The 26,047-nt window shown below is 52.0% G+C and carries 25 protein-coding genes, 1 tRNA gene and 1 pseudogene; 12 read left to right on the top strand and 15 right to left on the bottom strand.

Translation table 11 applies throughout. The features are described 5' to 3' along the window. The first annotated feature begins 195 nt into the window (after positions 1 to 195). The 3 genes and pseudogenes from AC3WMV_RS24290 to AC3WMV_RS24280 all read left to right on the top strand — a co-directional run bounded on the left by AC3WMV_RS24290 (position 196) and on the right by AC3WMV_RS24280 (position 1,841). On the top strand, positions 196 to 789 hold the full coding sequence (locus AC3WMV_RS24290) for a hypothetical protein (RefSeq protein WP_146038514.1): 594 nt from the start codon (positions 196 to 198) through the stop codon (positions 787 to 789). Positions 790 to 1,055: 266 nt separating this feature from the next. Further along, entirely contained in the window at positions 1,056 to 1,499 is a 444-nt protein-coding gene (locus AC3WMV_RS24285; RefSeq protein ID WP_310650478.1) for a hypothetical protein, read from the top strand. Further along, positions 1,484 to 1,841: pseudogene (locus AC3WMV_RS24280) on the top strand (DUF7079 family protein). Before AC3WMV_RS24285 ends, AC3WMV_RS24280 begins: the two are co-directional and overlap by 16 nt. A 525-nt stretch (positions 1,842 to 2,366) precedes the next feature. On the opposite strand, the gene AC3WMV_RS24275 reads toward AC3WMV_RS24280, so the two are convergent. The 4 genes from AC3WMV_RS24275 to AC3WMV_RS24260 are packed head-to-tail and all read right to left on the bottom strand — an operon-like array spanning position 2,367 to position 8,337. Next, positions 2,367 to 5,489, bottom strand: a complete 3,123-nt coding sequence (locus AC3WMV_RS24275; protein WP_178085653.1) for an AAA family ATPase — start codon at positions 5,487 to 5,489, stop codon at positions 2,367 to 2,369. Next, positions 5,486 to 6,007, bottom strand: coding sequence for an ABC-three component system middle component 1 (locus tag AC3WMV_RS24270; RefSeq protein WP_146038483.1), 522 nt, complete (start codon positions 6,005 to 6,007; stop codon positions 5,486 to 5,488). The genes AC3WMV_RS24275 and AC3WMV_RS24270 overlap by 4 nt, the downstream gene beginning before the upstream one ends. Further along, a complete protein-coding gene (locus tag AC3WMV_RS24265) occupies positions 5,988 to 7,274 on the bottom strand; it encodes an ABC-three component system protein (RefSeq protein ID WP_146038484.1) in 1,287 nt (428 codons plus the stop codon). The genes AC3WMV_RS24270 and AC3WMV_RS24265 overlap by 20 nt, the downstream gene beginning before the upstream one ends. A gap of 1 nt (position 7,275) precedes the next feature. Further along, complete coding sequence (locus AC3WMV_RS24260) at positions 7,276 to 8,337, bottom strand: ComEC/Rec2 family competence protein (RefSeq protein ID WP_103367327.1); 1,062 nt, start codon at positions 8,335 to 8,337, stop codon at positions 7,276 to 7,278. 357 nt (positions 8,338 to 8,694) lie between these two features. Here AC3WMV_RS24260 and AC3WMV_RS24255 point away from each other — a divergent pair, with 357 nt between their 5' ends. Both AC3WMV_RS24255 and AC3WMV_RS24250 read left to right on the top strand, forming a co-directional pair. Continuing rightward, positions 8,695 to 8,964 (top strand): hypothetical protein, encoded by a 270-nt coding sequence (locus tag AC3WMV_RS24255; RefSeq protein WP_103367328.1) that lies wholly within the window; start codon positions 8,695 to 8,697, stop codon positions 8,962 to 8,964. A gap of 102 nt (positions 8,965 to 9,066) precedes the next feature. Continuing rightward, on the top strand, positions 9,067 to 9,270 hold the full coding sequence (locus AC3WMV_RS24250) for a hypothetical protein (RefSeq protein ID WP_103367329.1): 204 nt from the start codon (positions 9,067 to 9,069) through the stop codon (positions 9,268 to 9,270). A 287-nt stretch (positions 9,271 to 9,557) separates the two neighbouring features. Here AC3WMV_RS24250 and AC3WMV_RS24245 read toward each other — a convergent pair whose 3' ends face one another. From AC3WMV_RS24245 to AC3WMV_RS24215, 7 genes are all read right to left on the bottom strand, one after another. Further along, the gene (locus AC3WMV_RS24245; RefSeq protein ID WP_103367330.1) at positions 9,558 to 10,412 is read right to left on the bottom strand and encodes a hypothetical protein; all 855 of its coding nucleotides are present in this window, start codon (positions 10,410 to 10,412) and stop codon (positions 9,558 to 9,560) included. 97 nt (positions 10,413 to 10,509) lie between these two features. Next, complete coding sequence (locus AC3WMV_RS24240; protein WP_103367331.1) at positions 10,510 to 13,395, bottom strand: DUF927 domain-containing protein; 2,886 nt, start codon at positions 13,393 to 13,395, stop codon at positions 10,510 to 10,512. After that, positions 13,392 to 13,664, bottom strand: a complete 273-nt coding sequence (locus AC3WMV_RS24235; RefSeq protein WP_103367332.1) for a DUF3077 domain-containing protein — start codon at positions 13,662 to 13,664, stop codon at positions 13,392 to 13,394. The genes AC3WMV_RS24240 and AC3WMV_RS24235 overlap by 4 nt, the downstream gene beginning before the upstream one ends. Further along, positions 13,661 to 13,942, bottom strand: coding sequence for a hypothetical protein (locus AC3WMV_RS24230; protein WP_103367333.1), 282 nt, complete (start codon positions 13,940 to 13,942; stop codon positions 13,661 to 13,663). Before AC3WMV_RS24230 ends, AC3WMV_RS24235 begins: the two co-directional genes overlap by 4 nt. A gap of 530 nt (positions 13,943 to 14,472) precedes the next feature. After that, the gene (locus tag AC3WMV_RS24225; protein ID WP_103367334.1) at positions 14,473 to 14,778 is read right to left on the bottom strand and encodes a hypothetical protein; all 306 of its coding nucleotides are present in this window, start codon (positions 14,776 to 14,778) and stop codon (positions 14,473 to 14,475) included. Next, positions 14,775 to 15,044, bottom strand: coding sequence for a helix-turn-helix transcriptional regulator (locus tag AC3WMV_RS24220; protein ID WP_103367335.1), 270 nt, complete (start codon positions 15,042 to 15,044; stop codon positions 14,775 to 14,777). Before AC3WMV_RS24220 ends, AC3WMV_RS24225 begins: the two co-directional genes overlap by 4 nt. After that, positions 15,041 to 15,289 carry a helix-turn-helix domain-containing protein gene (locus AC3WMV_RS24215; protein WP_103367336.1) on the bottom strand — a complete coding sequence of 83 codons (249 nt, stop codon included), beginning with the start codon at positions 15,287 to 15,289 and terminating at the stop codon, positions 15,041 to 15,043. The genes AC3WMV_RS24220 and AC3WMV_RS24215 overlap by 4 nt, the downstream gene beginning before the upstream one ends. A gap of 344 nt (positions 15,290 to 15,633) precedes the next feature. On the opposite strand from AC3WMV_RS24215, the gene AC3WMV_RS24210 reads away from it, so the two are divergent. Next, positions 15,634 to 15,858 carry a DUF2188 domain-containing protein gene (locus tag AC3WMV_RS24210; RefSeq protein ID WP_103367337.1) on the top strand — a complete coding sequence of 75 codons (225 nt, stop codon included), beginning with the start codon at positions 15,634 to 15,636 and terminating at the stop codon, positions 15,856 to 15,858. Positions 15,859 to 15,972: 114 nt separating this feature from the next. Here the strand turns inward: AC3WMV_RS24210 and AC3WMV_RS24205 are convergent, their stop codons facing one another. From AC3WMV_RS24205 to AC3WMV_RS24190, 4 genes are all read right to left on the bottom strand, one after another. Beyond that, entirely contained in the window at positions 15,973 to 17,031 is a 1,059-nt protein-coding gene (locus tag AC3WMV_RS24205; protein WP_256584914.1) for a PD-(D/E)XK nuclease domain-containing protein, read from the bottom strand. Between the two features lie 49 nt (positions 17,032 to 17,080). Further along, positions 17,081 to 17,956: a hypothetical protein gene (locus AC3WMV_RS24200; RefSeq protein ID WP_103367338.1), complete on the bottom strand. Its 876-nt coding sequence runs from the start codon at positions 17,954 to 17,956 to the stop codon at positions 17,081 to 17,083. A gap of 267 nt (positions 17,957 to 18,223) precedes the next feature. After that, the gene (locus tag AC3WMV_RS24195) at positions 18,224 to 19,465 is read right to left on the bottom strand and encodes a tyrosine-type recombinase/integrase (RefSeq protein WP_103367339.1); all 1,242 of its coding nucleotides are present in this window, start codon (positions 19,463 to 19,465) and stop codon (positions 18,224 to 18,226) included. Between the two features lie 164 nt (positions 19,466 to 19,629). Beyond that, positions 19,630 to 19,714 (bottom strand) — tRNA-Leu (locus AC3WMV_RS24190). A 108-nt stretch (positions 19,715 to 19,822) separates the two neighbouring features. On the opposite strand from AC3WMV_RS24190, the gene queA reads away from it, so the two are divergent. From queA to AC3WMV_RS24160, 6 genes are all read left to right on the top strand, one after another. Continuing rightward, positions 19,823 to 20,887, top strand: a complete 1,065-nt coding sequence (gene queA, locus AC3WMV_RS24185) for a tRNA preQ1(34) S-adenosylmethionine ribosyltransferase-isomerase QueA (protein WP_095136886.1) — start codon at positions 19,823 to 19,825, stop codon at positions 20,885 to 20,887. A 14-nt stretch (positions 20,888 to 20,901) separates the two neighbouring features. Continuing rightward, positions 20,902 to 22,017: a tRNA guanosine(34) transglycosylase Tgt gene (gene tgt, locus AC3WMV_RS24180; RefSeq protein WP_161794909.1), complete on the top strand. Its 1,116-nt coding sequence runs from the start codon at positions 20,902 to 20,904 to the stop codon at positions 22,015 to 22,017. A gap of 43 nt (positions 22,018 to 22,060) precedes the next feature. After that, a complete protein-coding gene (yajC, locus tag AC3WMV_RS24175; RefSeq protein WP_003227923.1) occupies positions 22,061 to 22,399 on the top strand; it encodes a preprotein translocase subunit YajC in 339 nt (112 codons plus the stop codon). A gap of 64 nt (positions 22,400 to 22,463) precedes the next feature. Beyond that, positions 22,464 to 24,332 (top strand): protein translocase subunit SecD, encoded by a 1,869-nt coding sequence (gene secD, locus AC3WMV_RS24170; RefSeq protein WP_103367340.1) that lies wholly within the window; start codon positions 22,464 to 22,466, stop codon positions 24,330 to 24,332. 9 nt (positions 24,333 to 24,341) lie between these two features. Further along, complete coding sequence (secF, locus tag AC3WMV_RS24165; RefSeq protein ID WP_096795519.1) at positions 24,342 to 25,256, top strand: protein translocase subunit SecF; 915 nt, start codon at positions 24,342 to 24,344, stop codon at positions 25,254 to 25,256. Positions 25,257 to 25,377: 121 nt separating this feature from the next. Then, positions 25,378 to 25,926 (top strand): glycine zipper 2TM domain-containing protein, encoded by a 549-nt coding sequence (locus AC3WMV_RS24160; RefSeq protein WP_027612139.1) that lies wholly within the window; start codon positions 25,378 to 25,380, stop codon positions 25,924 to 25,926. The last annotated feature ends 121 nt before the right edge of the window (positions 25,927 to 26,047 follow it).

The following is a 26,047-nucleotide window of genomic DNA, read 5'->3' as shown; positions in this document are numbered from 1 at the left end:
CTAGCAGTGATGGAGGTTAGCCGCAGAATTGCAGAAAGCAATCAGTCGCCAGAAAGCCGCCGGGCGTCAATAAGGGGCTGACCACGTTTTCAAAATGAGGTCTGTCCCTGAAACCGTTGGTCGCTGTGAGGATGGCATATATATCGACAGGCAGCGACGAGCATGTTGGACAAAGGAATGAATTAAAGGTGTTTTGTGAACCCAGATAAACAGCGGTGTGTGGCGTGTAGAGAAACTGTAAATAAGGATGCAACCAAGTGTCACCATTGTGGTGCGTTCCAGGGCTGGCGACGCTGGGTTGCTGGCCCCGTGGTCATTTCAAGCCTCTTGTTAACAGTGATTTCAATTTGGGCAGCGGAACCTGTAAAGCGTTTGTTCGAATCTCAGGTCGCGGAAATCAAAGTGTCGTTTCTAAAGGGTGATTCCATTAGCACTACTTTCATGCTCGCCAATGTTGGAACCAAACCCGCAGGCCTTGCGGGAGTCGAAATAAAAACCACAAGCGAAGAAGGGTTGAGCGAATGGCATATTCTGGATGACGACTTGAAGGGTAAGTTGATAGATCCGGGAAAAGCCTATGTGGTGAAAGCTTTTAACGGAAGTGTAATACCATCCGTTATTCCACCTGAAATCAACGAAGTTCTCAGGACCAGACTTCATATGAAGGAGAACTGTTTTCTGCAAGTAAAATACATTGAACTAAATGGCTCGGCGGTAACGCGATCTTTTCCTTTTTTTTGCCAACCAGTCGATTTCAACGTCGGTGGGGGACTCAAAAAAAGCGGTTGATCGTACTGGCTGACGTTAAAGAATATCTTTCAAATAACCCTTGAGCGCGAGGGGCGGCTGATCCAGCTGCTCCTGCGAACGCGCCTCGCTGAACTCGGCGGAAAACTTTCGCAACTCACGCCCAGCGGTTTCTCGTCACCGCCCAAGGCATCCATCGCCAAACCCAAGCATTCATTCATCTTGGATCCCTCAGAGATAGACCACGTTTTCAACATGTGGTCTGTCCCTGAAACACTTCACAAAAGAAGAAAGCCGATGGCAGGACTTTGCAGTCTCTTTTTGGCCGCTACTCGGAGCGACTTTTCAAAAAACCTTACAACAGCCTTACTGCAGCAGAGCAGTCAAAGGTTCACTACACCATTTTGGAAGCTGCCGGTCGGGACGATGTGAAGTTCACGAAAGGCACTCAGAAAATGTTGATCATCGGGAAGCTCGGAGTCCTGGTGACTGCGGCCCTCGCGACTTATCAAATCCTCAATGCCGAAAACAAACCGAAAGAAGCGGCACGTCAAGGCATTATTGTTGGCGGTGGTGCCGTAGGCGGTATTCTTGCGGGTATGGGCGTTAGCACACTCTGTGGCCCAGGGGCTCCCATTTGTGCAAAAGCTGTTGTTTTGGTTGGATCGGTTGCCGGTGGCGTCGCAGGTGGAGTGGTCGCTGACTCACTGGATGAAGAACTGGAGGAGTTTTCGCATTGGGACATTTTCTGAGTGAGCCGGAACTGATAAATGTAAGGGTCGCACTCTCTGATCCGTTCAACGATTTCCCTGTGGATTACGACTACATAGCCAGTCAGGTAAAGAACATCGATCCCGGTGTGCTGTACGAGATCCTTTTTTCAGAAGTCGCACCGGTGTGTTTCACCAATATTGCGGCTGCCGTGCCCTCTGTCTGGACGGGTTTCGACCCCCGAATCGCTCAATAGCATGATCAACGAAAGGCTGGCGGAGAGAGAGCGCAGTTGGTTTCGCAGGCAATTCGATAAAGCGCTGGTTCTCTGGCTCAAATACAACTACGGCTATATCTGGAAGGAAATTGCCCGCAGGTTGTGAGCGTTCACGTACCGGATATCTGATCAAAAACAAATCGCGGGGAGGTGCGGGGCGCGCGCGATCAGCGCCACACGTTCACTTTCTTACAGACGAAAAAAAAGGCCTTGCTAAGCAAGACCTTTCTTAATTTTGGTGCCCGAGGGAGACCATCGTAAGTCAGATAAATCAATGCTTGTGGATCGATTGTACGATTAGGGATACACGCTGGGATACAAGATTTTCACTACTTATCCGATGTGGACCTTAGCTCTTCGATCGTCGGCGCCAAAGGCGACTCAATTCTCTGTGGTTCCACCTGAGGGATCATCAGTTTGAGATCCAAGAACCAAGGGCTCGACGACACTGATCACGCTCAGGTGGGTTATGTGAAGAGAAGGTGCATAGGCCTTGATCAGAGCATTCATTCGCAACTGGTTCAAAGGTTGTTTGCAGCATTTAACGTCGTAAGGTCATGGATCAAGGATTTTGTAACACGCTGAGAGCGAACCGGGCTGTTCTCTCATAAAATTGAAGCCGCAGAATCCTTTAAGCATAATCTGCTTCCACTACTCCAAACGTCGAAAGCTTCAGAAACTTAGAAGAGAATTCATTTGAAGGTATTTTTTTCTTTAGTAATTCGTAGAAGTTTTCATCGTGCGTGGAAATTATTATCTGCTTGCCGAATCGAATGGAAATACTGCGAAGAAGATCTATGGTTGACAGAATATTTATCGAGTCCATTGAATGGATCGGGTCATCGATAAGTATCACGTCAAGCGGCTGGCCATTGAACTCTGCATGTAAAGCGCGCGCTAAAAAAATACTCAGGCTGAGGATGTTAAGTTGTGCTGCGCTAAAATATAGGTTTGGTGATATTACTTGATTCGAGTTTTTGTTTTTTATGACCACATTCAGTCGGGGCTTGGTGTCAATTCCGAAATCGCACTCAAAATCTATGTCCGTAAATGACGGATGGGGGGCAATTTTTTTATATATTCCGTTTATAAGATCCGCGAAAAAGAAAGACTGTATTTGTTTTTTTAAGTGTTTCGAAACTTCAGAAATTTCGAAGCTAAGCTTTTTGTCCAATTCTTGGTGTTTCTGAAGATCTTCGGATACTTCATTTAGTCGTTTTGTGGTTTTTAGGTGTTCTACATAGGGCGTAAGTGCTTTGAGCTGACTTTCAAGCTCGGTATATAGAAAAATTTTCTCGTTGATTGTTTTCTCTGATGCATCAATTTTTGCAATCTCGTCGAGCAGAATTGCAATAAGATTTTCATCCTGATTTAGCGTCTTGCCGAAAATTTTATTCAAATCATTGAAGTATTCCAATACATAAGACTCAAATGTTGCAAGCTCTTCGCGGGCTCGATTGAGTAGCATTAGTAGCGTGTCTCTAGGTTGCCAGCTTCCCTCTGCGAGCATCTCAGTGTGTAAAATTTTAAGCAGCGCATTAATCTGAGCTGTAGAAGCGTTTGAAGCTACTTTTTGAATTTCTAGCTCTGCGATTTTGGAGTTGTATGCGTTGGTGACAGTTTCTATATTGCCATCATTACTGATAGGCTCTGAAAGATGCTTAATGTACTCGCTGTCTAGCTCGATCGCAGATATCTGTTGTGCTAGAGACCATATTTCAGAACCTATGTCGCCGCCCTTCGTTTCTAAATTATGAATCTCTACCAAGCATGCCACTAAATTTTTATTGGTTTCTACTAGTTCTTTTTCTAACATTAACCGATCATTAGCTATTTTCTCTTCTAAAAGATTTGGCGGTAGATGGAAGGTTTTTGCGCGTAGGGAGTCAAGTTGTTCATTTGTAGAGGAGATCTTGAGAAGTATATCGGATGCATCTATATCTAATTTAGTCTTGCGGGCGTGTAATAAGTTAAGAGCACTCATTATCTTAGAAACGGCCTCCTCGCGGACGGTTTCTATAGATTGGATTGTTGAGGCAATACTTTCTTCCGCAAGGGCTTGCATGGATGCCAGCTCAATGATCAAACCTTCGGTTTTCTTTGCCGTTTCAGACAGATGAGAGTTTGATTGGATTGAGTCTGTAAGCTCGCCTACAGATCCAAATGGGGCACTACACAATGGGCAGGCGCTAGGCGAGTGTTCTCTGACTATCTCTAATCCGAGTGAGACCAAGTTATCTATCTGGCTTGCATGCTGTCTTAAAAGGTCTTGGCTTATGTAAAGCCCCTGGATTTGCTCTGTGAGAAGGTTCGTTCGTTGATCTAAACTTTGGAGTTGAGTCAATAATTCTGGATTTATATTGAGGGTCGGAGCGTCTTCAGACTCATAAAAGAGTCGGTCAATGAAGATTTCTCTCACTTTTTCGAGTTGAGCATTTAGCTGTTCAATGCTGCTATCAGTAAGCGCCGTATCTCTGGCCGCAACTGTGTGACCAGTTTCCAATTGTTCAAGTAGCAATTGATTTGAGGCTATTTCAGCATAGAGCCTGGGTGACTGCGATTTTAAAGTAATTAGTTCAAGAGACTTTCCATTTACTTGGAGGGTGCTTTTATCTAGTTTGCTTTTACGATCATTTTCAAATGCTAGTGATTGATTTACACCATCAAGCTGCTTGCTAAACTCCTCAAATTTTTCCTTAGCTATTCTCAGCTGTTCCTTGAGATTGATATAGGCAGGCGCGCCGTTCTTGAGGCCAGAAAAGTGTTCTATCGTGAGTAAAGTTTTATTTAGGTGAGCACGTTCGGATTGCTCAGATGAATAAAGTTGTTGATAGCGATCAGCGTTAGAAATCCATTTTGTATACTTTTCAACTTCATCTGAGGCTGTTTTTTTTGAACGCTGTGCCCGAATAAGGTCCTCATGAAGTCCGATTTTTTGGTTGATCGAATGCTTTAATGCGCTTGTCTCTAAGAATTGGTTTGTAAAAAAGTTTTTCCTCGTTAATGCGCGGGATAAAATTTCATGTTCCGTGATGGCAGAGAAATCTTCGCTTACACTTGGAATTTCTTCGCCAGTCGCGTTTAGTTTGTGGGCTATTTCATTAAATGAAGTGAATACTTGTGAGTCAATCGGCTCTTCCAATTTTTCTTGTAAGAGTGATAGCTCTTGGTTAAGAGTATCAAGAATATTGTTGTTTTCTTGTTTTGTTAGGTGCAGTTTATGGCGTGTTTGCTCTGAGGAACTGCCAAAGCTTGCCATGAAGTCGCTATAACGATCCTCGGGTTTGGTTTCGCGAAGGAAACTATCGATTGCATCTTGGGATAAAAAGATTTCTCTGAACTGATAAGAGTCTTCCTCTGTTTGATCTTCAGTGAATCGAAGGTCTCTTGAGTCAATTCGAATAGTTGGTAAGGATCTGTGAAATGGTTTTAATGTAGTGTCAACATTAACTGAAGTGGGCCAGTCTGCCGGCATTTCAGTATTTTTTAAAATATATTGAGGCTCACTTGCAACTTTGGTTCCTCGCGCGGCTGTTTCGTTGTAAAGACGGTGTGGTAGTCGAATGTAACGTTCGACGTTGTTGGTAAAAGCCCATTCTACTGCATCATAAAACGAACTTTTACCAAAACCGTTCGGAGCAAATATGGTGACGAAGTCTGCCGGGGAACCATCTGAGTGACAAAAATCAAATGTGCCGTCTTCCTTTTTTTGATATGCCCTGAATCCCTCGATAACTACCTTTCTGATCTTCATATTGACTCCATGTTGTCAATTAGTGATTTAATAAAAGAAGATCTCAGTGATTTATTTTCTGGTAGGTTGGTTGTTATGTAATTTGATAGTTGGGATTTGTATTCGTCTTTTGTGCTTTCTGATTTATTGACAAGATTAAGATCCAAGCCGAGTAGGTCGTTTCTTAGTAACTGGATAGCGTCTTCTGAGTTCGGGTCTACCGGTTTGTCATCGAATACTATTTTTCTTGCAAAAAACTTATCATTTTGGATGCTGTATTTGTGTTGTTTGCTTAAGGCCGTTGGTGAAAATAAAGCGAGGTAAACGTTCCACTTTGAAGAAGGGGACTGAGAATTAAAGTGAGAAGACAACAAGTTCTGAATTGGCTCCCAATATTGTACAAGATTTTCTTGAGAGTCGAACCAGCAGGCGAAACATGTGATGAGTGATTTTTCTTCAGATGTGAACGATCTAAATGATACGTCTTGAAACTCGTTAGTAAGATAGCTGAGATCGATCTCACCATTTGATAATTGCATTGTACTCTCTCCGGAATATCTGCAGGATCTGTTCCGCTTGTGGTGAGCGATAGATAGTTTCTTTTTGAACAACGCATGTAGAGTGGAGGCCGCCTAAATGGGCAACTCGTAATGCCGAACTGTCACCACCGATTCCTGAGTCGATTCTACCCAGTTGGTCCCCAACAGGTTGGCAGATGTTGTCCACAAAATTATTTGCTTCCAAAAAACTATTGGGTGGGATAGCGTCATTTGAGCTGCCTCGAGACGCAACTATTATCGTGCCCATGTTTCCGATCAAACGTTTTCCTGTTTCCAATATTGCTCGATAATGTCTGAGCCAGTTGTCGGTTTTGGACAGATACACGAATCTTCGAGTTTTTTCTATATGCTCTAAATAATTGTTGTCTATGAGGTTGGTGTTGTCGATGATGGCGCAGATTATCAAAAATTCGATGTAAGCGATCCATAGATCTTCATCGAAAAGAGTCTGTTCGCTCTCGCCGTTAACTAACAGATCTGCATGGTGCTTTTCCAGTATTGTGTGAGGAGCAGGTATACCGCTGGCTACTAGCTCCGAAGCGAGCTTGTGAAGTTCTATGCGTAGCTCTTCAACGTTTTTTTCTTCCCATACATTAAAGTTGAAGGATTGTTCATTGAGTCGAGAGAAGCATTGAAGAAAACTAGGCGCTAGAGGGGGGAGTGTATGGCTTTGTAGCATACTGTCGAACCATGTTAGATCAAAACACTTTGATCTCCCAGGCTCTGTAGTCTCATCCATGGCTGCTTGCACACCCAATAGGTGTGCATCCAACCCATCGGCGGATAGGACGTACAAGCCGCCGCCTGAAAACCCCTCGACCGAGTCAATGTCTAAGTGTACTTCAGAAGTGAAGACGCACTTCCCGCGAATTGACGGAGAGGTCGTTCCATCTTGAAGCTTAAATCGGTCATCTACATCGCTTTTATTTCTACGGTTCGTTGGGAACCCTACAGTTACAGCGACAGTTCTTGGCGGAACGGATGGGCCGTTGTACCTAGTAAATGAGAGTTCCGTTTGTTTTGGAAGTATAATTATCGCGCAGTCCACTGATGCATCGGGATGTCTTAAAATACGTCCGTTGGGTATTTCCCGCCACAAATGATCTCGAATCGTTGCATTGTCCGTAGGCAAATTGTGCTTGGCGGTCAAAATGTAAGTGTATTCTGACGTCATTGGTTGAACGATTACGCCGCTTCCGTGATTTACTATAACGGCTCGTGAAAGGATTTTTTCATATACATTCATATTAAAATGCCAAGTCGTCAGTAATAAATTTCAGTCTATTTCCATATTGTTCTTTTTCTTCATCGCTCAAGATGGTCTGGACTGCGCTTGCGTAATTATAATGAATGACGTTCATGCTGTTATGTTTAAGTATCTTGGCGATAACGGCCTTGTCCGGGTGGCGGTGGATCGAACCATTGGTAGAGATAATGAATGACCGGCAGTTTAATATTTCTAGTAGCTCTATGTTAGTGTTGTTTCTACTCCCATGGTGCGAAATTTTTGTATGCTCTATTTCTAGTTGGTTTGTTTTGCAATAACCAAGGTTTTTTAGACTGTTTACAATTGTTGTGGCAAATGCATCTCCAAGGAATAAGACCTTTCTTCCCTTCGACTCCAAAATAAATGCAATTGAGCTGCCGTTAGCAATTGCAGTGTCATCGGTGAATCCAATGTCATCATATAATTCGTCGATTGTTCGGTCGTGATCTCTGGGCGTGCTTGCGGTATCTGGAGGGTTTTCTTCAATAGGCCAGACACAAAGTAAGTTTTTAAGTTCTGTAGGAGTCGGAGATAATACGGTTATTTGAAACGGACCTTCTTGGTATGGCTCTTTCTTAGCTATGATAATACTTTGGTCCCATATGCCAAGTTTTGCTAGATAGCTCTCCAATGTTTGAGCCTGTTTTGCGCTCGTATTTGGGTCGTCGTCGTAGCGACATCTAATAGCATTTTCCTGTATTTCCGGGGTTCCGAAAAAGTCCGTTATTGCGCTAGAAGCGTTAAACCAGACTTTTTCCGTTAATTCTGGTAAGTGCTTTTTGGATTGAAAGGCTTTTAGAAAACCGCCTATATGGTCACTATCAATGTGGGTGAGAATTGCAAGATCTACGATCTCATTATTTTTAGTTATCTCATCTAAGATTTTTTTTAAAGGTCCCACTGACCCGCCAGCCGCTGCAGACGAAAAAGTAGATGACGGCCCGCCGTCAATTAGCAAATTGAATTGTTTTCCCCCGTGTTCGCTTGAGACGAGGAAGCAATCTCCGTGCTTGGCCGGTAAAACCTTAATGGAGCTGCTCATTCGATTTCCTTATCGCTCTCATCACAGAACGATGATGTGGCTTTTTGATGGCATCCTAGCAAGCTTGTCCATCAGCTCCTACATTCATTTAGGAATAGAGTTTAGGTCCAACAGGAGATACGGCAAATGAAGTTGAGTGAATTTGTCAGGTAACCACTTTTATTGAAAAGACGGACATTCCCTCAAATATTTCAGCTAGAGGAAACCTGCGAGTCTGATAACCCGTGTAGGAAGGGGGCTCCAGGGAGGACCCATAAAATTCTCCCCAATGAGATCTGGTCAGGCGGTCGGGTTGTAAGCCTGAAGTGCGCGCTGATAGGCTGCTGCGTCCACAAGGATCCGAACCAGGAGGTTCAAATGTCAGATAGAGAAAAGTACGAGATCTGGAAAGGGTTGCACAAAGCAGAGGGTGGGCTGGCTTATGGCTTGGCGGTTTTTGGAGACAAGCTTGCAAAACGTGAAAAATATAAATCGTTGGACGGCATTGATGCCGTTCATTTCTACCTCATTCATAAATTTAGCTGGCCCCCTGCTCAAGTCCGTGGAATGAGCTACAACGACATCCTCTTCGTGCTTCAAGAGGAAATGCATGGTTTCGTGCTTCCTGCAGACGCTCGGGTCAAATAGCACCATTCCTAAGGGCGTCATAGCCGAGAGCCTGATCTTTGCTCCGGAGTAACTGGGCGTCCTTTCTGCACTGTTCCCTCTCCAAGATCTGATGGAGTTTAGATGAGATTCGAAGACATCAAACCGGGTCTGCGTGTGCAAATCGTGAGCAGAACTCTGCAGGGCGGTAGGCTATTTCTGAAGGAGGCGACGATTCTCACGAAGTACGAAGAGTTGAGCGGTTCCCCTCACATTCGCATTGTTCTCGAGGATGGTTCAGGAGAGGTTCTTCCAGGAATCAAACCCGAGGATCTCGATTTCGAGTGAAATCGTAGTCGCCTTGGAACCGCGAGTATTTCTCCGCTGAGGGCCTCGCCTTTGGCAAGGGGCGAGGGGATGAGGGAGGAACTTCTCTGTTCCTCTCGATATCTGGTGTTCCACGTGTTCCATGTGTTCCAGATTCGCTAGAGGACAAGTAATACAAGGCTTTAAGAGGTGGAACACCAAATGCGATTAACCGGAACACCAGATACGCGGAACACGTTTGGTGTTCCGCGAGCGATGTTCCGGTTTAGTGGGAGGAGCGTCACGACTGGTAGTCGCGACGCGGGCAATCAAGCGGCGATCAGTTGCTCTATGGAAATGGCACCTGCCTTCGCAGTGATCGTATCTTCATTGATGGACATCGGTCCGAACGGTACATGCAGTGGTACGTAGAGGTCAGTCAGAGAGCTCGAACGCCCCATCGCCTTTTCCGTCGCATGCAGGTGTGCTGCCATGGCTGCGAAGTCTTGAGCTGCCTTGTCTAGGCGGTCTGCCCACATGAACCGTGCTGCACGTAGCTGCTGGTGTCGAAGGTCTTTCAAGGTCTGGTTACTCTCTGCAATGGTTGCTTCGAGCTTCTCCACTTCATCTTTCAAAGCTTGCGTTGCAGTTGCAATGCCCCGCTTGTCACGGGTTGCTTCTGCAAGCGCCTCTGAGGCTTGTCTGAGCGCCTTTTCCGCACGTTGTTCTTCCGCGTCATCCCCATCGCTCAACGCAACGGAGTAGCTCGCTGCCGCTTGTTTTTCGACATATCGAGCCTTTTCAATTTCAGTACGTTTCTCTTCTTCAAGTCTTTCGAGTTTGCTCGAAAGCTTGGCGCGTTTGTCTTGCTGCTTTCGCAGATCGTTTTGCACCTGGCTGATTTCTTTCTGTGCCTTTTTAATGTTGCTACCGGCAGATCGAATTCCGTCTTCCCAATCGACCAACGTTTGCAGCCGTCTGATCTCGGAAGCATGGCGCGCTATTTCGGATTTCGCGTTGCTGAGATCATTGATCACGCCATGTGGGTATGGCGCTCGATTGTGACGCGTATGGGCATACAGACTCTTGGCTTCCTTGGCCGCTTTAGCGAGTTTCGGTAGTTGCTTTTCGAGTTGTTCCATCTCGATTTGGTGTTGCTTGATTTGCTTTTGGTAGTCGCTCATTGAAAGTCTTCCATTTCAGATTTTGATATTCGTTCGATTGGATTCCGGGCGGGCCAGACCCGAAGTGGCCGGCAGCTCTCCTCGATCCGCTAATACTTCACGCGGCTTCGGTTTCAGAGGAGAGAAGGGCGTTGGCGTGCACCACGTACGCTCTCGTTTTAGCGAGCCCAGGGAGCCGCACCGATTGCGCAGCGCGACCTTCCGCGCTGGCTTCCAGAATCCCGCGCTCGATCAGTTCCCGGTTGACCAAGGTGAGGCTCATGCCTTTGAACACTTCGGCCCTCCACGCGGTGGGCAGGAAGTAATAGGTGACAAGCGTGTAAACGCCGTCGCCCATACCGTGTTCAACTGTGCGCCGGAAGCCGAGTCTGTCGGTGGTCCGTGGTGCGTGATCGTCGGTTTTGGCGGCGAGACCGTCCCAGCGGGTGAAGCGGCTTTCACCGAATCGCTCGATGACTTGCTGCAAACGACTCACAATGGCGTCACCTTCCATGTTCCCGGCACCGCCGCGCTCTTCGAGCCAAGCATTGAGGCAAACCTGCGCCGCTGTGGTCGCAGTACCTTCCGGCCAGCCAGTAACACCAAGTGCCGTCGCCAGTTCACCAGCAGCAGCGGCAAGACCGAAGCGAGCAGCGGCTCGATGCGCCTGACCGCTGGCCGATGCAGGAAGCGCCTTGGCAATGAAGCGCTCTACCGTGCGCCGCAGCATTGCTGTCCAACCCAGCATTTCACCGGGCTTGCACAGCGCCGAAAGGAACGCGGTAAGCGGCGTACCGTAGTACTTGCCTACGCGGGCTTTGAGCGCGTCCGACAGGGCGGCGGCGTCTTCGAATCCGCTCAGCACGTCGAACATGCCCAGCCCTTTGCTCGCATCTGCTGGCACGGCGAGCATGCGGATTTCCATACCCGCCTTTAGCTCCTTGTTCGCGTCGGCCATGTGCTGTGCAAGTGTCTTTTCGCCGGTCGAGAGAAACAGCAAACGCCACTCTTGCACCTGACGTCCTGCTTGCCCTCGATCATTGGCGCGAGCTTTGCCCGTACCGTTGCCGAGCATGTACACCGTTTCGCCGACGATACGCGGATCGCACATACCGATTTCGTCGAGTACCAGGACGCCGTCCGAATGCGCGGCGGCAATCGACTCCAAGGCGTTGTCGGTAGAGCGCCATGACCGGACCAATCTCGGCCCGCCGTAGACCGATGCGGCAACTTGTAGGTGAGTCGTCTTGCCGCCGGAGCTGTCGCCATACAGATGGAAGCCACCTGATTCATGCCCTAACAAGTGCAGCAGCGGCCCGGCAAAGGCCACGCTGACGACAAACGCTAAGCGATGATTGCCAACGCACAGTGCACCGATTTGCTGCTGCCATTGCTCTAGCGTCCCTGCCTCGCTGATAGGTGGCAGCTGCGCCCCGGAATCACAGAAGAAAAGGTGCTCATGGCTGTTACCTATCTGTTGATCAGGCAGCAGGTATGCAGGCCCATGCCATCCAAGGCGAGTGACCAAACGCGCCCGCTCGTTGCTGTCGAACCCTTGCAGGTAACTTTGAAGATCGTTGCGCGCATTGCGACCGGAGCGCGTTCCAGGCAAGCGCAGTCCCATATCCACCAGCGGCCCCAATACGTCTTTGCCGAAGTCGCCGGTCATGTTGCGAGCAGGAATGTTCCAGCGCTTTTTAGCGCCGTCCGGATCATCGAATTCAACCAGCAAACCCCAGTTGTGACCCTTGTCATCGCGAGTGCGGGCGAGTATCTCCAAGGAGGAACACACAGGCCGCGACTCACCGTCATCGCCGGTATAGAACACGCCTGCGGGGGCCAATCGAAAACCACCGGGCAGCAAATCGGTTTTCGATTTTGCCGGTTGTTTGGCTGCTGCTTTTGGCTCTGCAGGTTCGTCGGATTGCTCGCGGGGGAGGGAGACGAAAAGCTCACCGCTGCTCTCCAGCTCGGCGACGTGTGCTGCCGTCCAACCTTTAGTCAGTGCGTCGGCGGCATCGTCCCCGTCGTCCCACTTGCCACCTTTGGCAAACGCTGCTTGATCGTCCTTCAAAGTGGGCTTGCGTTTGAACACATTGAGCGCGACGAACCGGACCGATTCGGCGCCGATTTCGTGCAGCTTTTTGGCGACTTCTTCCATGCACGAGGTGCCGCTGCTGTCGTTGTCAGGCCACAGCACGACCGTGCGCCCCTTGAGCGGTGTCAGATCCGCCTTGTGCCAAGAGTTGGACCCGTTCGGCCAGCACGTTGCCACGTACTCCGGCATCAGTTCGCCTGCCGCGTCGGCAGCTTTTTCGCCCTCGCACAATACGACCGGTGCGGCATCGCGCAGTGCCAATTCTTCCAGGCGCAAGAGCGGACGCGGGTCAGGTAATCCCTGCCAGCGCCATTGCGTGGTTTCGCCATTGGAGCGCTGGCACCAAGTCAGAGGAGCAAAGACCTTCTTTGGCATACCGTCTTCATCTGCAGCGAGATCAAAGCGGTAGAGCGCCATGAGTGGGTGACCGCTCGCGTCTCGGTAGATCCAGACTTTCGAGGGGGCGCCATGATCTCTATGGCGGACCGGGCATCGCTTCATGGCTTCAGCCGGGATCGGCTGTATGGCGTTCCATGTTGGAGCTTTGGTTTTGCCTTGAGCCGTAGCCAATTGCGCCGCGCCGACGCTTACGCTCAACAGTTGGGTTAGCTTCGCGCACGCCTCGACATCGGTACCGCCGTCCAAGTAGCGCACTAAATCAATCAGGTCACCGCCCTTGTCTCCAGTAGCGAAGTCAGCCCAGGTGCCTTTGTTCAAATTGACCTTGAGCGAACCGGCGCGCTTGTCGCTGCGGGTCGGATTGGGAGCGGTGTATTCCTTGCCGCCGTCCACACGCTTTCCGTTGGGCAGCCAGTGCGCGAGGACACGTTCAATGTCCTTCAGCGAGGCGGCTTTTACGTCGGCGAAGCTCGGACGTTTCGTTTTGCTGCTCTGGTGCTGGCTCATGTGTCGGCCCTCGGCGAGAACAGGGTGTCAGTCACGTCATCGAGCAGCGCTTTTGCCATTTCACCTAGATACACAGCAGGCCAACTAAACTGCTCGCCTTGGTCGCTCATGGCAGCATCGCGGTTGAGCTGGTTCACGTGGTCTTGCAACTGAGAGGCTAGCTCCAGAGCATCTTCGATGGGGATGCCTGCATTGACGCGAAATAACTTCAAGCCGCGGGCATTAGCAGGCGAAAAATCCGTGCGGCCGATCGTGGTCAATGCGTTCATAGCGCACCGCCTTTCTGCTCCGCTGGAACTGAAGTGGTATCACCGTGCAGAGCGAGGGTTTTGATCAAACCGAGGGTGCCGCGTACATCCCAAATGACGGCGGCGATAACACGGTTGGAGAGGCGCGACTCACCTTCAAAGTGGTCTTCGAGCAATGTCAGCACCGAGTCGGCGCGCTCAATTGCGCAGGCGATGGCGTCAATCGGCACGCCGGCTCCGACGTTCTGGCTGACGCTGAGAATGTCTTCGGGCAGAGCAAAACTCAGGACGTTGTTCATTGGGCACCGCCTGAGGCTTCGAGAGCGCGAGCTTTGGCCATATGTGCGTTGTAGCGAGCGAGACGTGTAGCAAGACTGGAGTTGGCGTGTAGAGCGGCGAGAGCCATTGCACGGTGTGCAGCGGCGCGATTTTTGGACGGAATGAGGGCGTGCATGGGTGAGGCTCCTACTTTCTGACTGGAGCCGCCACCGTCCTTCCTACGGGATTGGGTGGCAGCTGTGCGCGGGGTAGGAATACCGGGATAGTAGGCACCCGGCCAGGCCGAAGCCTGCCCACACACAGCCGCCATAACACGATACTGCGGGCGAAAAAAAACGCCGGCAGTTGTGATCTGGGCGCTGATGCGCCTACTAATTCTCGGGTTCCTACGCCCGGTCGCTGAATTTGCAACGACTGCGGCAGGATAACTCCGAGTTTTTGCAAGTGCAACCGGCACGAAGCCTTGCGCATTTTTTTGATGCGACATAAATTGATCGGGCATACAGATTGACCTCAAACGCCCCCGGTTGCCGCCGGGGGCGTTTTCGTTTCAGGCGTGGGCTTCCCAGCGCAGATTGAGCAGGGGCAGGAAGCCGTCATTGAGCATGGAGCGGGCGTCTTCGTAGGCTTCCGTTTGCTGGCCTTCGTCGACGATCACCGCACCGATGTTTTCGCAGTGGAGTGCGAGGGCGCACCAGGTACCGTCGGCCCAGCTAAGTACACTGATCACGCGTCCCTGTTTGTCGTGTCGGCTGCGATAGCGCTCAAGGCGTTGCATCGTGGTGGCTGAGAAACCGATGCAGCGCAGCACTGAAAAAGGATGCATCAAGGCTTGATTGGCAATCGACCGGCTCATGCGGCCACCTCATCACGTGCATCAATGCGACCGCGTGCCCACTCTTGAACTTCGGACAAAACCCAGGCGACCGGGGCGCCACGGGCGTTGCTGTTGGTGAGCTTTACGGTTTTAGGAAAACCACTTTCAGGCTCATTCATGAGCTTGTAGATGGTGGGGCGTGCAAGACCGACGATGGCCATGACCTCGGCGATGCGGATGAGCGTCAGCGATGGGTCGATTGGTATGGAGTCGTTTGCAGAGGAGTGGAGACGAGAGGTTTTCATTGCTCGTTCCCCACACTTACGGCAGCGCTATGCGTGCGGCTTTCGAGCCATGCAGACACATCCTTAGGACGATAACGCACGCGGCTTCCGACTTTTACATACGGCAGCGGATTGCGGCGCGAACTGCGCCAGGCGGCGAGCGTGCGATGCGAAAGACCCAGAGTGGCTGCCACTTGATCGGGGGTGAGTAAATCAGTGGCGGAGGGTGAAAGCGGGATGAAGGATTGAAGCGTCGTGGCAGTCATTGAGCGTTTCCTGTAGTCGTGGAGAGTTACAGGGCTAACGCTAAGTGGAGAAAGGGAAATGAACGGCGGTTCACTTCCCTTTAAACATGCGAACTGATCAGGAAAGCCGACGCGGACGGTTCCTTCCGTTGATCCCTCGCCACTAGTGAACGCTGGAAAAAATAATTATGTGGACATGAGCCGTCGTACTTAACGTCCGACTCCACCCATAGGCCATGAGCGAGAGAAATAACTTAGCCAATGCGGTGGGATTGGACAATCGCGCAGTCATCAACTAGCGTTTTATCTGCTTCTCGGATTGTGTGATTTTCACTGAACTTTGGCTAATAGTGAATGGAGGTTGTATGGACAATTATCACATCACAAAAAATGGTGATAAGTGGGATTTAACCAAGGAGGGAAATAAGCGCCCGTCAAAAAGTGCCGAAACCAAACAACAAATTATAGAAAAAACAAAAGAGTTCATGTCTGATAAAACGGGGTCCGTGAAAATTCACAAAGAGGATGGAAAGTTTCAAGAGGAGCGAACCTATCAGCGCAAAGATGATCCGAAAAACTCGAAGGGTTAGTTATACTAAGTCAGTTTTCTGTTTTTGTAGTGTAGGGCGAGCAGGCTAAATGCTATATTCAAATTGAAGTATCCATTTAGCCTCGCTTCCGAGTTGACTAATGCGGTTTAGGCTCTAATGCCCTTTCGGTACGATTAATACTTTTAGCTCGAAGTTTTCTTCCTTTTTGTTAAGATCATTTTCCAGGCCTCTGGGATTGGAAATCCATCCTTCAGGGTCGTATACAAAACAAAGAAGTTTTTTACAATCTTGATGTACTCTGTATCGCTGTGAATCGACGATTAGTTCCGCGCCTACATCCTTGCCTTTCAGAGTGGGTCTAGTCTTCTTGACTTCAATAATGATTTTTTCATCTTTTAACAAAAAGTCTACTCTAGATCCACCGCCTGCATAACTAGGCGTCCATTCTTCATGTCTGATATCGTCAAAATGGATATGCAGAAGTGCGTGCAGTAGATCCTGGGTGTCGTACTCATCGTTAATTTCTAGGCCGTCGCGCCCTCCGTGACGAGATTGCAATTGTTTCACTACGAGAGGGAAGCGTGCGCAGATTTTTTCCACTAATGTAAAACAGTCTGTGTCTTCTAGGTCTACAGTCGGCGGGCTGTATTCATCAATAGAGAAAAAATTTTTTAAAATAGACTCTTCGTGTTCAACTAACGCCTTTGGTGGTCGATTTAATATCATAAAAACGCCGACTGCTAACAGTCCTCCGAGAAGCAGAATGAAAAGCATTAGATCAAGTAGGTTTAGTGAGATTTTAAAAGAATTTTCAAATTTATACTTGCTCCCTCCGTCTGGTCTTTTTTCTTCGCGGGGAACCAAGGTCATTTCGTGTTTTAGTGTTACCCCTCGGAAAGGGTAGAAAAATTTGAGGTCGATTGCCCTCCCGTTTATTTTTCCTTCGTTGTAAAGATCCAGTTGTCTTGCCGCATCTTTGGACTCGGTTTTGTAGAAGTCAGAAGAAAGATAGCTTCTTACAGCTGTGTTTCCAAAGTCTGGGTCTTCAAATATGGGGAAAATCCACATGGCATAATTGATCCCAATGGAGATCAGAGCAAGCGCGCTTGTTGCGATTGCAAAACTCCTCGCTCTTCTGTTGTTTAAGACTATGTCCGCGAACGATTCTACCGGTCGCACTATACCCGTCCAAATCAAAAAGCGATTAAACAACTCTCTTGCTCCTAAATATTTTTATGCGAAGTAGGCAGTAGGTTTTATTTTAACGCTTATCTTCGTCCGCACGAAGTATTCCGCCAGCGACTAGAATATTGCGAACTTGTTTTGTGGAAAGCTTGGCGGCCCCCCCTGGCGTTTTAAGCGCGGAGTCAGTGCCCACAATAATGCCAACGATCTCTCTTTCAGATCGTCCATCACTGAGTAGCCGCTTAGCGTGGGAGCAAATGCTTTCATTGCGATCTATCGTGGCTTCACGGCGTATAGCTGCCGAGCTGTTGCCTGCTTTGCGCGCAGTTGCACTAATCCGGATCTTATCTGCGCTGCTCAAAAGCGGAGAGGCGTAGACGTTCGCCAAGGTCATGTAATGCCGGGCTGTACCCATCAAGTCTGCCGCGGTCTCTCGTGCTTCGATTTCTAGATGAGCTTGTTCGTGGCGTACCTCCTCCACAAACTCTGCAAAGTCGTCCGATGCATCTGCAATCAAAGCGGCTAGATTCTCAAGGTTCCCCGCGCACAGATCCGTATCGAAACCGCTCAACCACCGCTCGAACGTCTCAATGACACGGCAAGCGCGATCAATCGCCAGCGCGGCAATGTATTGGCTATCGGTGATAGCCGAATTGGACGACTCCCCTACCGTCCAGCGAATGCAGCGGGGCAAGTCGTCCGTGAAGCGTTCAAATTGTTGGCGTATGTTGTAGGAGAGCGGTCTTACATTAGCCAGGACTCGAACGGATTCAACCGACCATTCTCCATTTGTCTGATGACTCAACCAATGCTCCTGGCCCAGTCGGATGAGTTCGAGAGCATCATCAATGCGGTCTGCAAATTCGTCGTACAGTGTGAATCGCTCAAGCGTCTCGACAACCTCCCAGCCTTCAATGTTGAGGGGAGCGCTCAAGTAAAACTCTTTACTCATCATTCATCCCCCCGCCCCGTTTGCGTGGCCGAGAAAACGCGAGCACCTGCGCCCGGCGAAGCTTGGAAACCGCCAGTGAGGAGATGGTGTTTCTCAAGAAAATGTCTGCGATTCTGGAACACCTTTTGTGTAGCATCGACAACGTGTTCCAGCCTATCGCTGGTTGTGTTCCAGTCTCGCCGGCCACGGATTTAAAGGCTCTCGGCATCTTTGGAACACATGGAACACACGGAACACGCGCTTTTTGAGTAATTAGGAGTTGCATGCTCAAATCGCATGTCCGAATTGGCCCAGCACGACGTTCCCTTTCTGCAAGCTATCAAGGTGATCCGCATACCACTGCATCATGGCAGTCCTTTGTTCGAGATATTGAGCCTTGTTGTATACCCCCGAGATGCCCTCTTCTTTATGAGCTAACTGCGCCTCGACATGCTCCTTTGGCCATCCATGCTCACGAAGCAATGTGCTCGCTGTATGCCGCGTACCGTGCCCAACAAGACGCCCTTTGTAGCCAATGGTTGCGAATACTTTATTGATAGTGTTTTCACTGATGGTCGGATTCTTCGCACCGACTCCAGGGAACAGCCAACGGCTACGTCCGGTTAAAGAGTGCAGCTCTTTCAATGCGATCAGTGCTTGATGTGGAAGGGGGCAAACGAAGTCTCGGCGCATCTTCATTTTCGACGCCGGTGTCGTCCAAATTGCCTTATCAAGATCAAACTCTTTCCACTCTGCCAGTCGAACCATTCCCGGTCTTGAGGCTGTCCATATACAAAGCCAGGCTGCGGTCCGAGCTGTGAGTCTGCTGGGGGTATTCCTGAGCGCGGTGAGAAATTCGCCGAGTTCAGGCTCTAGCAAATGAGGGTGTTGTTGAGTCTTCGGTGCTTGAGCTGCGATGTCGCGTAGACGGCTGCCCGGATCGTTCTCGGTCAATCCTAAGCCGATTGCTCTACCAAAGATTTGGTTGACCCAGGTCCGACACTTCTCCGCTACGTTGTGCGCCTCACGAGCTTCGAGGGACGCTTGGAGATTTGCACAATCGGTTCGGGTTATTTCATCCAGAGGTTTATCACCAAGCGCTGGAAGAATGTCTTTGTCGAGGTAGGTGCGGATTTTATTGAGAGTGGAGGGGGCGAGACCTTTTTCCTCTTTTGCCTTCAGCCAGGCTTCCGCAGCCGCTCTGAAGGTTCGTGTTCGAGCGGCATCAATGGCCGCTTTTGCTGAGCGCTTTTGTTCAAGAGGGTCGGCACCACTACTGACGACCTTTCGTAGATCTGCTGCTTTTTCGCGGGCGAGTGAGCCGCTGACTTCTGGATAGCCGCCGAGGCCCATCCATGCCCAGTTACCTGCAGGACGCTTGTACCGGAGTTGCCATGACTTGCCCCCGTCCGGTTTGACTCGAAAGTACAGGCCGTTTCCATCGAGTTCTCGATATTCCTTTGTTTCAGCCTCCAGCCCAGCAAGCGTGGTATCGGCGAGAGGGCGGCGCTTGATGTCTGCGCGTTTCATCCTTGTATCCCAAAGTTCGGTATTTTTCTCAGGATACAAGCAGGGATACAGGGATACAACGGATAAGGGGAGACAGGGATAAACAAGCAGGCACAAAAAAACCGGCCAAGTGGCCGGTTTCTCTGGGTCTGAGAGGCTGGTAGAGACTCTCAGATACTGCTGTATGGTGCCCCGAGGGAGACTCGAACTCCCACTCCTTTCGAAAACGGATTTTGAATCCGCCGCGTCTACCAATTCCGCCATCAGGGCTCAATGGCGGCGAAGTATAGAGAGGTGATTACCGTTGGTCAATCACGTTTCATGGTCAATTTTTGATAATTCCGCTAGACTTTCCGGCCCTGCTAGACGAACCCCATCATGCGCGTTGCTGACTTTACCTTCGAGCTTCCTGATTCGCTGATTGCCCGCCACCCGTTGGCCGAGCGTCGCGGTAGTCGCCTGCTGACCCTTGATGGGCCGAGCGGCGCCCTTGCACACCGTCAATTCACTGATTTGCTTGAGCATTTGCGCCCGGGCGACTTGATGGTATTCAACAATACCCGGGTGATTCCGGCGCGGTTGTTCGGGCAGAAAGCCTCGGGCGGCAAGCTGGAAATCCTCATCGAACGCGTGCTCGATACGCATCGCGTGCTGGCCCATGTGCGTTCCAGCAAGTCGCCGAAGCCGGGTTCGAAGATCCTCATCGACGGCGGTGGCGAAGCCGAGATGCTCGCGCGTCACGATGCGCTGTTCGAGCTGGGCTTTGCTGAAGAAGTGCTGCCGCTGCTCGATCGCGTCGGGCACATGCCGTTGCCTCCTTATATAGACCGTCCGGACGAAGGTTCGGATCGCGAGCGTTATCAGACCGTTTACGCCCAGCGTCTCGGTGCGGTGGCGGCGCCGACGGCGGGGCTGCATTTCGATCAGCCGCTGATGGAGGCGATTGCCGCCAAGGGCGTCGAGACCGCGTTCGTCACGCTGCACGTCGGTGCGGGGACGTTCCAGCCGGTGCGCGTCGACAAGATCGAAGATCACCACATGCACAGCGAGTGGCTGGAAGTCGGCCAGGATGTGGTCGACGCCGTTGCCGCGTGCCGTGAGCGTGGCGGGCGGGTGATTGCCGTGGGCACCACCAGCGTGCGTTCGCTGGAAAGTGCCGCGCGCGATGGCGTGCTCAAGCCGTTCAGTGGCGACACCGACATCTTTATCTACCCGGGCCGGCCATTCCATGTGGTCGATGCCCTGGTCACCAACTTCCATTTGCCGGAATCCACGCTGTTGATGCTGGTTTCGGCGTTCGCCGGTTATCCCGAAACCATGGCCGCTTATAAAGCTGCCGTCGACAACGGCTACCGCTTTTTCAGCTACGGTGATGCGATGTTCATCACCCGTAATCCCGCCCCGACTGCCCCTGAACACACAGGCCCAGAGGAAACAGAATGAGTCGCGAATGTCGCATGTCCTTTGAACTGCTTGCCACCGATGGCAAGGCTCGTCGTGGTCGGCTGACCTTCCCGCGTGGCACCGTCGAGACCCCGGCGTTCATGCCGGTGGGCACCTACGGCACGGTCAAGGGCATGTTGCCGCGTGACATCGTCGCCACTGGCGCGGAAATCATTCTGGGCAACACCTTCCACCTGTGGCTGCGCCCGGGCACCGAGGTGATCAAGGAGCACGGCGACCTGCACGATTTCATGCAGTGGAAAGGCCCGATCCTCACCGACTCCGGCGGTTTCCAGGTGTTCAGCCTGGGCGCGATGCGCAAGATCAAGGAGGAGGGCGTGACCTTCGCCTCCCCGGTCGACGGCTCGAAAGTGTTCATGGGCCCGGAAGAATCGATGCAGGTGCAGCGCGATCTGGGTTCCGACATCGTGATGATCTTCGACGAATGCACGCCGTACCCGGCTGACGAAGACGTCGCCCGCGTATCCATGGAGCTGTCGCTGCGTTGGGCCCAGCGCTCGAAAAACGCGCATGGCGACAACACGGCGGCGCTGTTCGGTATCGTTCAGGGCGGCATGCACCAGGATCTGCGCATGCGCTCGCTGGAAGGCCTCGACAAGATCGGCTTCGATGGCCTGGCCATTGGCGGTCTGTCGGTGGGCGAGCCGAAGCACGAGATGATCAAGGTGCTGGATTATCTGCCGGGCATGATGCCGGCTGACAAACCTCGTTACCTTATGGGCGTTGGCAAACCGGAAGATCTGGTTGAGGGTGTGCGCCGCGGTGTGGACATGTTCGATTGCGTGATGCCAACCCGTAATGCCCGCAATGGGCATCTGTTCATTGATACAGGCGTGCTGAAGATCCGTAACGCGTTCCATCGCCATGATGATTCGCCGCTGGATCCGACCTGCGATTGCTATACCTGCCAGAACTTCTCCCGCGCTTATCTGCATCACCTGGACAAGTGCGGCGAAATGCTCGGCAGCATGCTCAATACCATCCATAACTTGCGCCATTATCAGGTGCTGATGGCTGGTTTGCGCGAGGCTATTCAACAGGGTACATTGGCCGCCTTTGTCGATGCCTTCTACGCCAAACGCGGGCTCCCCGTTCCGCCTTTGGACTGAGTTTTCTGACCCCAAGATTCAACATTTGCAACTGGAGTGCTAAATGAGCTTTTTTATCTCTAACGCCATGGCTGACGCAGCTGCACCGGCTGCTGCTGGCCCAATGGGCGGCGGCTTCGAGTGGATTTTCCTGGTCGGCTTCCTGGTCATCTTCTACCTGATGATCTGGCGTCCACAGGCCAAGCGCGCCAAAGAGCAGAAGAACCTGCTGAGCAGCCTTGCGAAGGGTGACGAAGTGGTCACCACCGGCGGCATCGCCGGCAAGATCACCAAAGTGGCCGATGACTTCGTGGTTCTGGAAGTTTCCGACACCGTGGAAATGAAGTTCCAGAAGGGCGCCATCGCCGCCACGCTGCCAAAAGGCACGCTGAAAGCGATCTAAGGTTCCAACTTCTACTCAATCGACGGGGCGCGCAAGGCGCCCCGCGTTCATAACGGGCGGCGTGATGCTGAACAAATATCCTCTGTGGAAATACATTCTGATCCTGGCGGTGCTGGCGGTCGGTCTGATTTATTCCGCTCCCAATCTATACCCTGATGACCCGGCCATTCAGATCAGCGGCGCCAGCACGGCACTGCAGGTCAATCAGGCCGATCTGGATCGCGTCAGCACCGCGCTGCGTGAGTCCGGGATCAACGTCAAGGCAGCTTCGCTGGCCGCCAACGGCAAGGGCGGTCTGATCCGTCTGGCCAAGGCTGAAGACCAGCTGCCGGCCAAAGACGTTGTGCGCAAGGCATTGGGTGATGACTACGTCGTCGCACTGAACCTGGCACAAACCACCCCGCAATGGCTGCGCAACCTGGGCGCGCACCCGATGAAGCTGGGTCTGGACTTGTCCGGTGGTGTGCACTTCCTGCTGGAAGTGGACATGGACAAAGCCCTCGACGCCCGCCTGAAAGTCTACGAAGGCGACGTCAAGAGCCTGCTGCGCAAAGAGAAGCTGCGCTATCGCAGCCTGCCACAACTGGGCGGCGCCATTCAGTTGGGCTTCAGCGATGCTGACTCCCGCGAACAGGCCCGTGCGCTGATCCGCAAGAACTTCAACGATTTCGACATTGTTCCGGCCGACCTCAACGGTCAACCGGTGCTGCGTCTGGCGATGACCCCGGCCAAGCTGGCGGAAATCCGTGAATACTCCATCAAGCAGAACTTGACCACGGTACGTAACCGCGTCAACGAGCTGGGTGTTGCCGAACCGATCGTTCAGCGTCAGGGCGCCAACCGCATCGTGGTTGAGCTGCCGGGCGTGCAGGACACTGCCGAAGCCAAGCGTATTCTCGGCAAGACGGCCAACCTTGAGTTCCGTCTGGCTGCAGAGCCGGGTGCTTCGAAAGCCACTTCCGAAACCTTCGAGTTCCGTGAAGGCAAGCGTCCTCCTGCGCAGATCGAGCGTGGCCTGATCATCACCGGTGACCAGGTAACCGACGCCAAGGCTGGTTTCGGCGAGCACGGCACACCAGAAGTGAACATCCGTCTGGACGGTCACGGTGGCGAGCTGATGAGCCGCGCGACCCGTTCGAACGTCGGTCGCAGCATGGCGGTGATCTTCATCGAACAACGTCCGGTGACCACTTACACCAAGCAGGTTGTCGACGGCGTCGAGAAAGACGTGCCGGTTCAGACCTTCAAGGAAGAGAAGAAGATCATCAGCCTGGCGACCATTCAGTCGCCGCTGGGTGCGCAGTTCCGTATCACCGGCCTGAACGGCCAGGGCGAATCGTCCGAGCTGGCACTGCTGCTGCGTGCCGGTGGTCTGGCCGCGCCGATGTACTTCGCTGAAGAGCGCACAATCGGTCCGAGCCTGGGTGCTGACAACATCACCAAAGGTATCGATGCATCGCTGTGGGGCATGCTGTTCGTCTCGCTGTTCATCATCGCCATCTACCGCTTCTTCGGTGTGATCGCCACGGTCGCGCTGGCGGTGAACATGGTGCTGCTGCTGGCGCTGATGTCGCTGCTGGGTGCAACGCTGACCCTGCCGGGTATCGCCGGTATCGTCTTGACCATGGGTATGGCGGTCGACGCCAACGTGCTGATCTTCTCGCGGATCCGTGAAGAGATCGCAGCCGGCATGACCGTGCAGCGTGCAATCAACGAAGGCTTCGGCCGGGCATTCACCGCGATTCTCGACGCCAACCTGACCACTCTGCTGGTCGGCGGCATCCTCTTCGCCATGGGCACCGGCCCGGTGAAGGGCTTCGCAGTGACCATGTCCCTCGGGATCTTTACCTCGATGTTCACGGCCATCATGGTGACCCGCGCAATGGTCAACTTGATCTTCGGCGGACGTGACTTCAAGAAGTTGTGGATTTAAGGGGCTGCCATGTTACGTACAATCAACTTCATGGGCGTTCGCAACTTTGCGTTCGGCGTCACTGTGTTTCTCACCGTTCTGGCCTTGTTCAGCGTTTTCCACAAGGGCATGAACTGGGGTCTGGACTTCACCGGCGGTACGCTCATCGAGCTGACCTACGAGCGTCCGGCTGACGTCACCAAAGTGCGCGAGCAACTGGCGACTTCCGGTTACCACGAAGCCATCGTGCAGAACTTCGGTGCGACCACCGATCTGCTGGTGCGCATGCCGGGTGAAGACCCGCAATTGGGTCATCAGGTAGCAGACGCGCTGCAGAAAGTCGGCGGCGACAACCCGGCGACGGTCAAGCGTGTCGAGTTCGTCGGCCCGCAGGTCGGTGAAGAACTGCGCGACCAGGGCGGCCTCGGCATGCTCCTGGCGCTCGGCGGCATCCTGATCTACCTGGCTTTCCGCTTTCAGTGGAAATTCGCGGTCGGCGCCATCGTTTCGCTGATTCACGACGTGATCGTGACTGTCGGTATCCTGTCGTTCTTCCAGATCACCTTCGACCTGACGGTGCTGGCGGCGGTACTGGCGATTATCGGTTACTCGCTGAACGACACCATCGTCGTGTTCGACCGGGTTCGTGAAAACTTCCGTGTGCTGCGCAAGGCTTCGTTGATCGAGAACATCAACATCTCGACCACCCAGACCCTGCTGCGGACCATGGCAACGTCGATCTCCACCTTGCTGGCGATCGCTGCGCTGCTGTTCTTCGGTGGCGACAACCTGTTCGGCTTCTCCATTGCCCTGTTCATCGGTGTTCTGGCGGGTACCTACTCGTCGATCTATATCGCGAACGTGGTGCTGATCTGGCTGAACCTGAGCACCGAGGATCTGATTCCTCCGGCCAACACCGAGAAGGAAGTCGACGACCGTCCATAACGGCCATCGCTTCACCGGTTGTCAGCCCGAAAAAGGCGCGAGTTGAACTCGCGCCTTTTTTTGTGCTCCAAGGCTGGGAGAAGCGCGGGCGCGTCCCGCATGTGATGGTCAGGAGGTTCATGTGAACAAGTCGTTGCTGGTTGGTGCGGTATTGGGTGCTGTCGGTGTGACTGCCGGGGGTGCTGTTGCCACCTACAGCCTGGTTAAAAGCGGCCCTGAGTATGCGCAAGTGCTGGCCGTAGAACCGGTCAAAACACAGATCAAGACTCCACGTGAAGTGTGCAAGGATGTTGCTGTAACCCGCCAGGCGCCGGTCAAGGATCAACACCAGATCCTCGGTACCGCGATTGGTGCGGTAGCGGGTGGTTTGCTGGGTAACCAGATCGGCGGCGGTACCGGCAAGAAGATTGCCACGGTCGCTGGCGCGGTCGGTGGTGGTTATGCCGGTAACAAGGTGCAGGAAGGCATGCAGAACCGCGACACCTACACCACTACTCAGACTCGCTGTAACACCGTGAATGACATCAGTGACAAGGTCGTCGGTTACGACGTGCGTTACTCGCTCGATGGCAAGGAAGGCAAAGTGCGGATGGATCGCGATCCGGGCAACCAGATTCCGGTCGACAAGGAAGGCAAGCTGATTCTGTCGCAGAATCAGCCGGCTCAGTAGGGACCGACTGTTTAACAAGAAGCACCCTGCGGGGTGCTTTTTTGTGCCTGCGATTCAAGCCTCCACTCGAATCCACTGTGTGAGCGGGCTTGCTCGCGAAGGCGGCGCGTCAGCCAACATT

This window comes from Pseudomonas sp. FW305-3-2-15-E-TSA4, assembly GCF_058787295.1.
The sequence above is the reverse complement of the archived record's forward strand: the minus strand, read 5'-3'. Positions and strand labels throughout refer to the sequence as shown.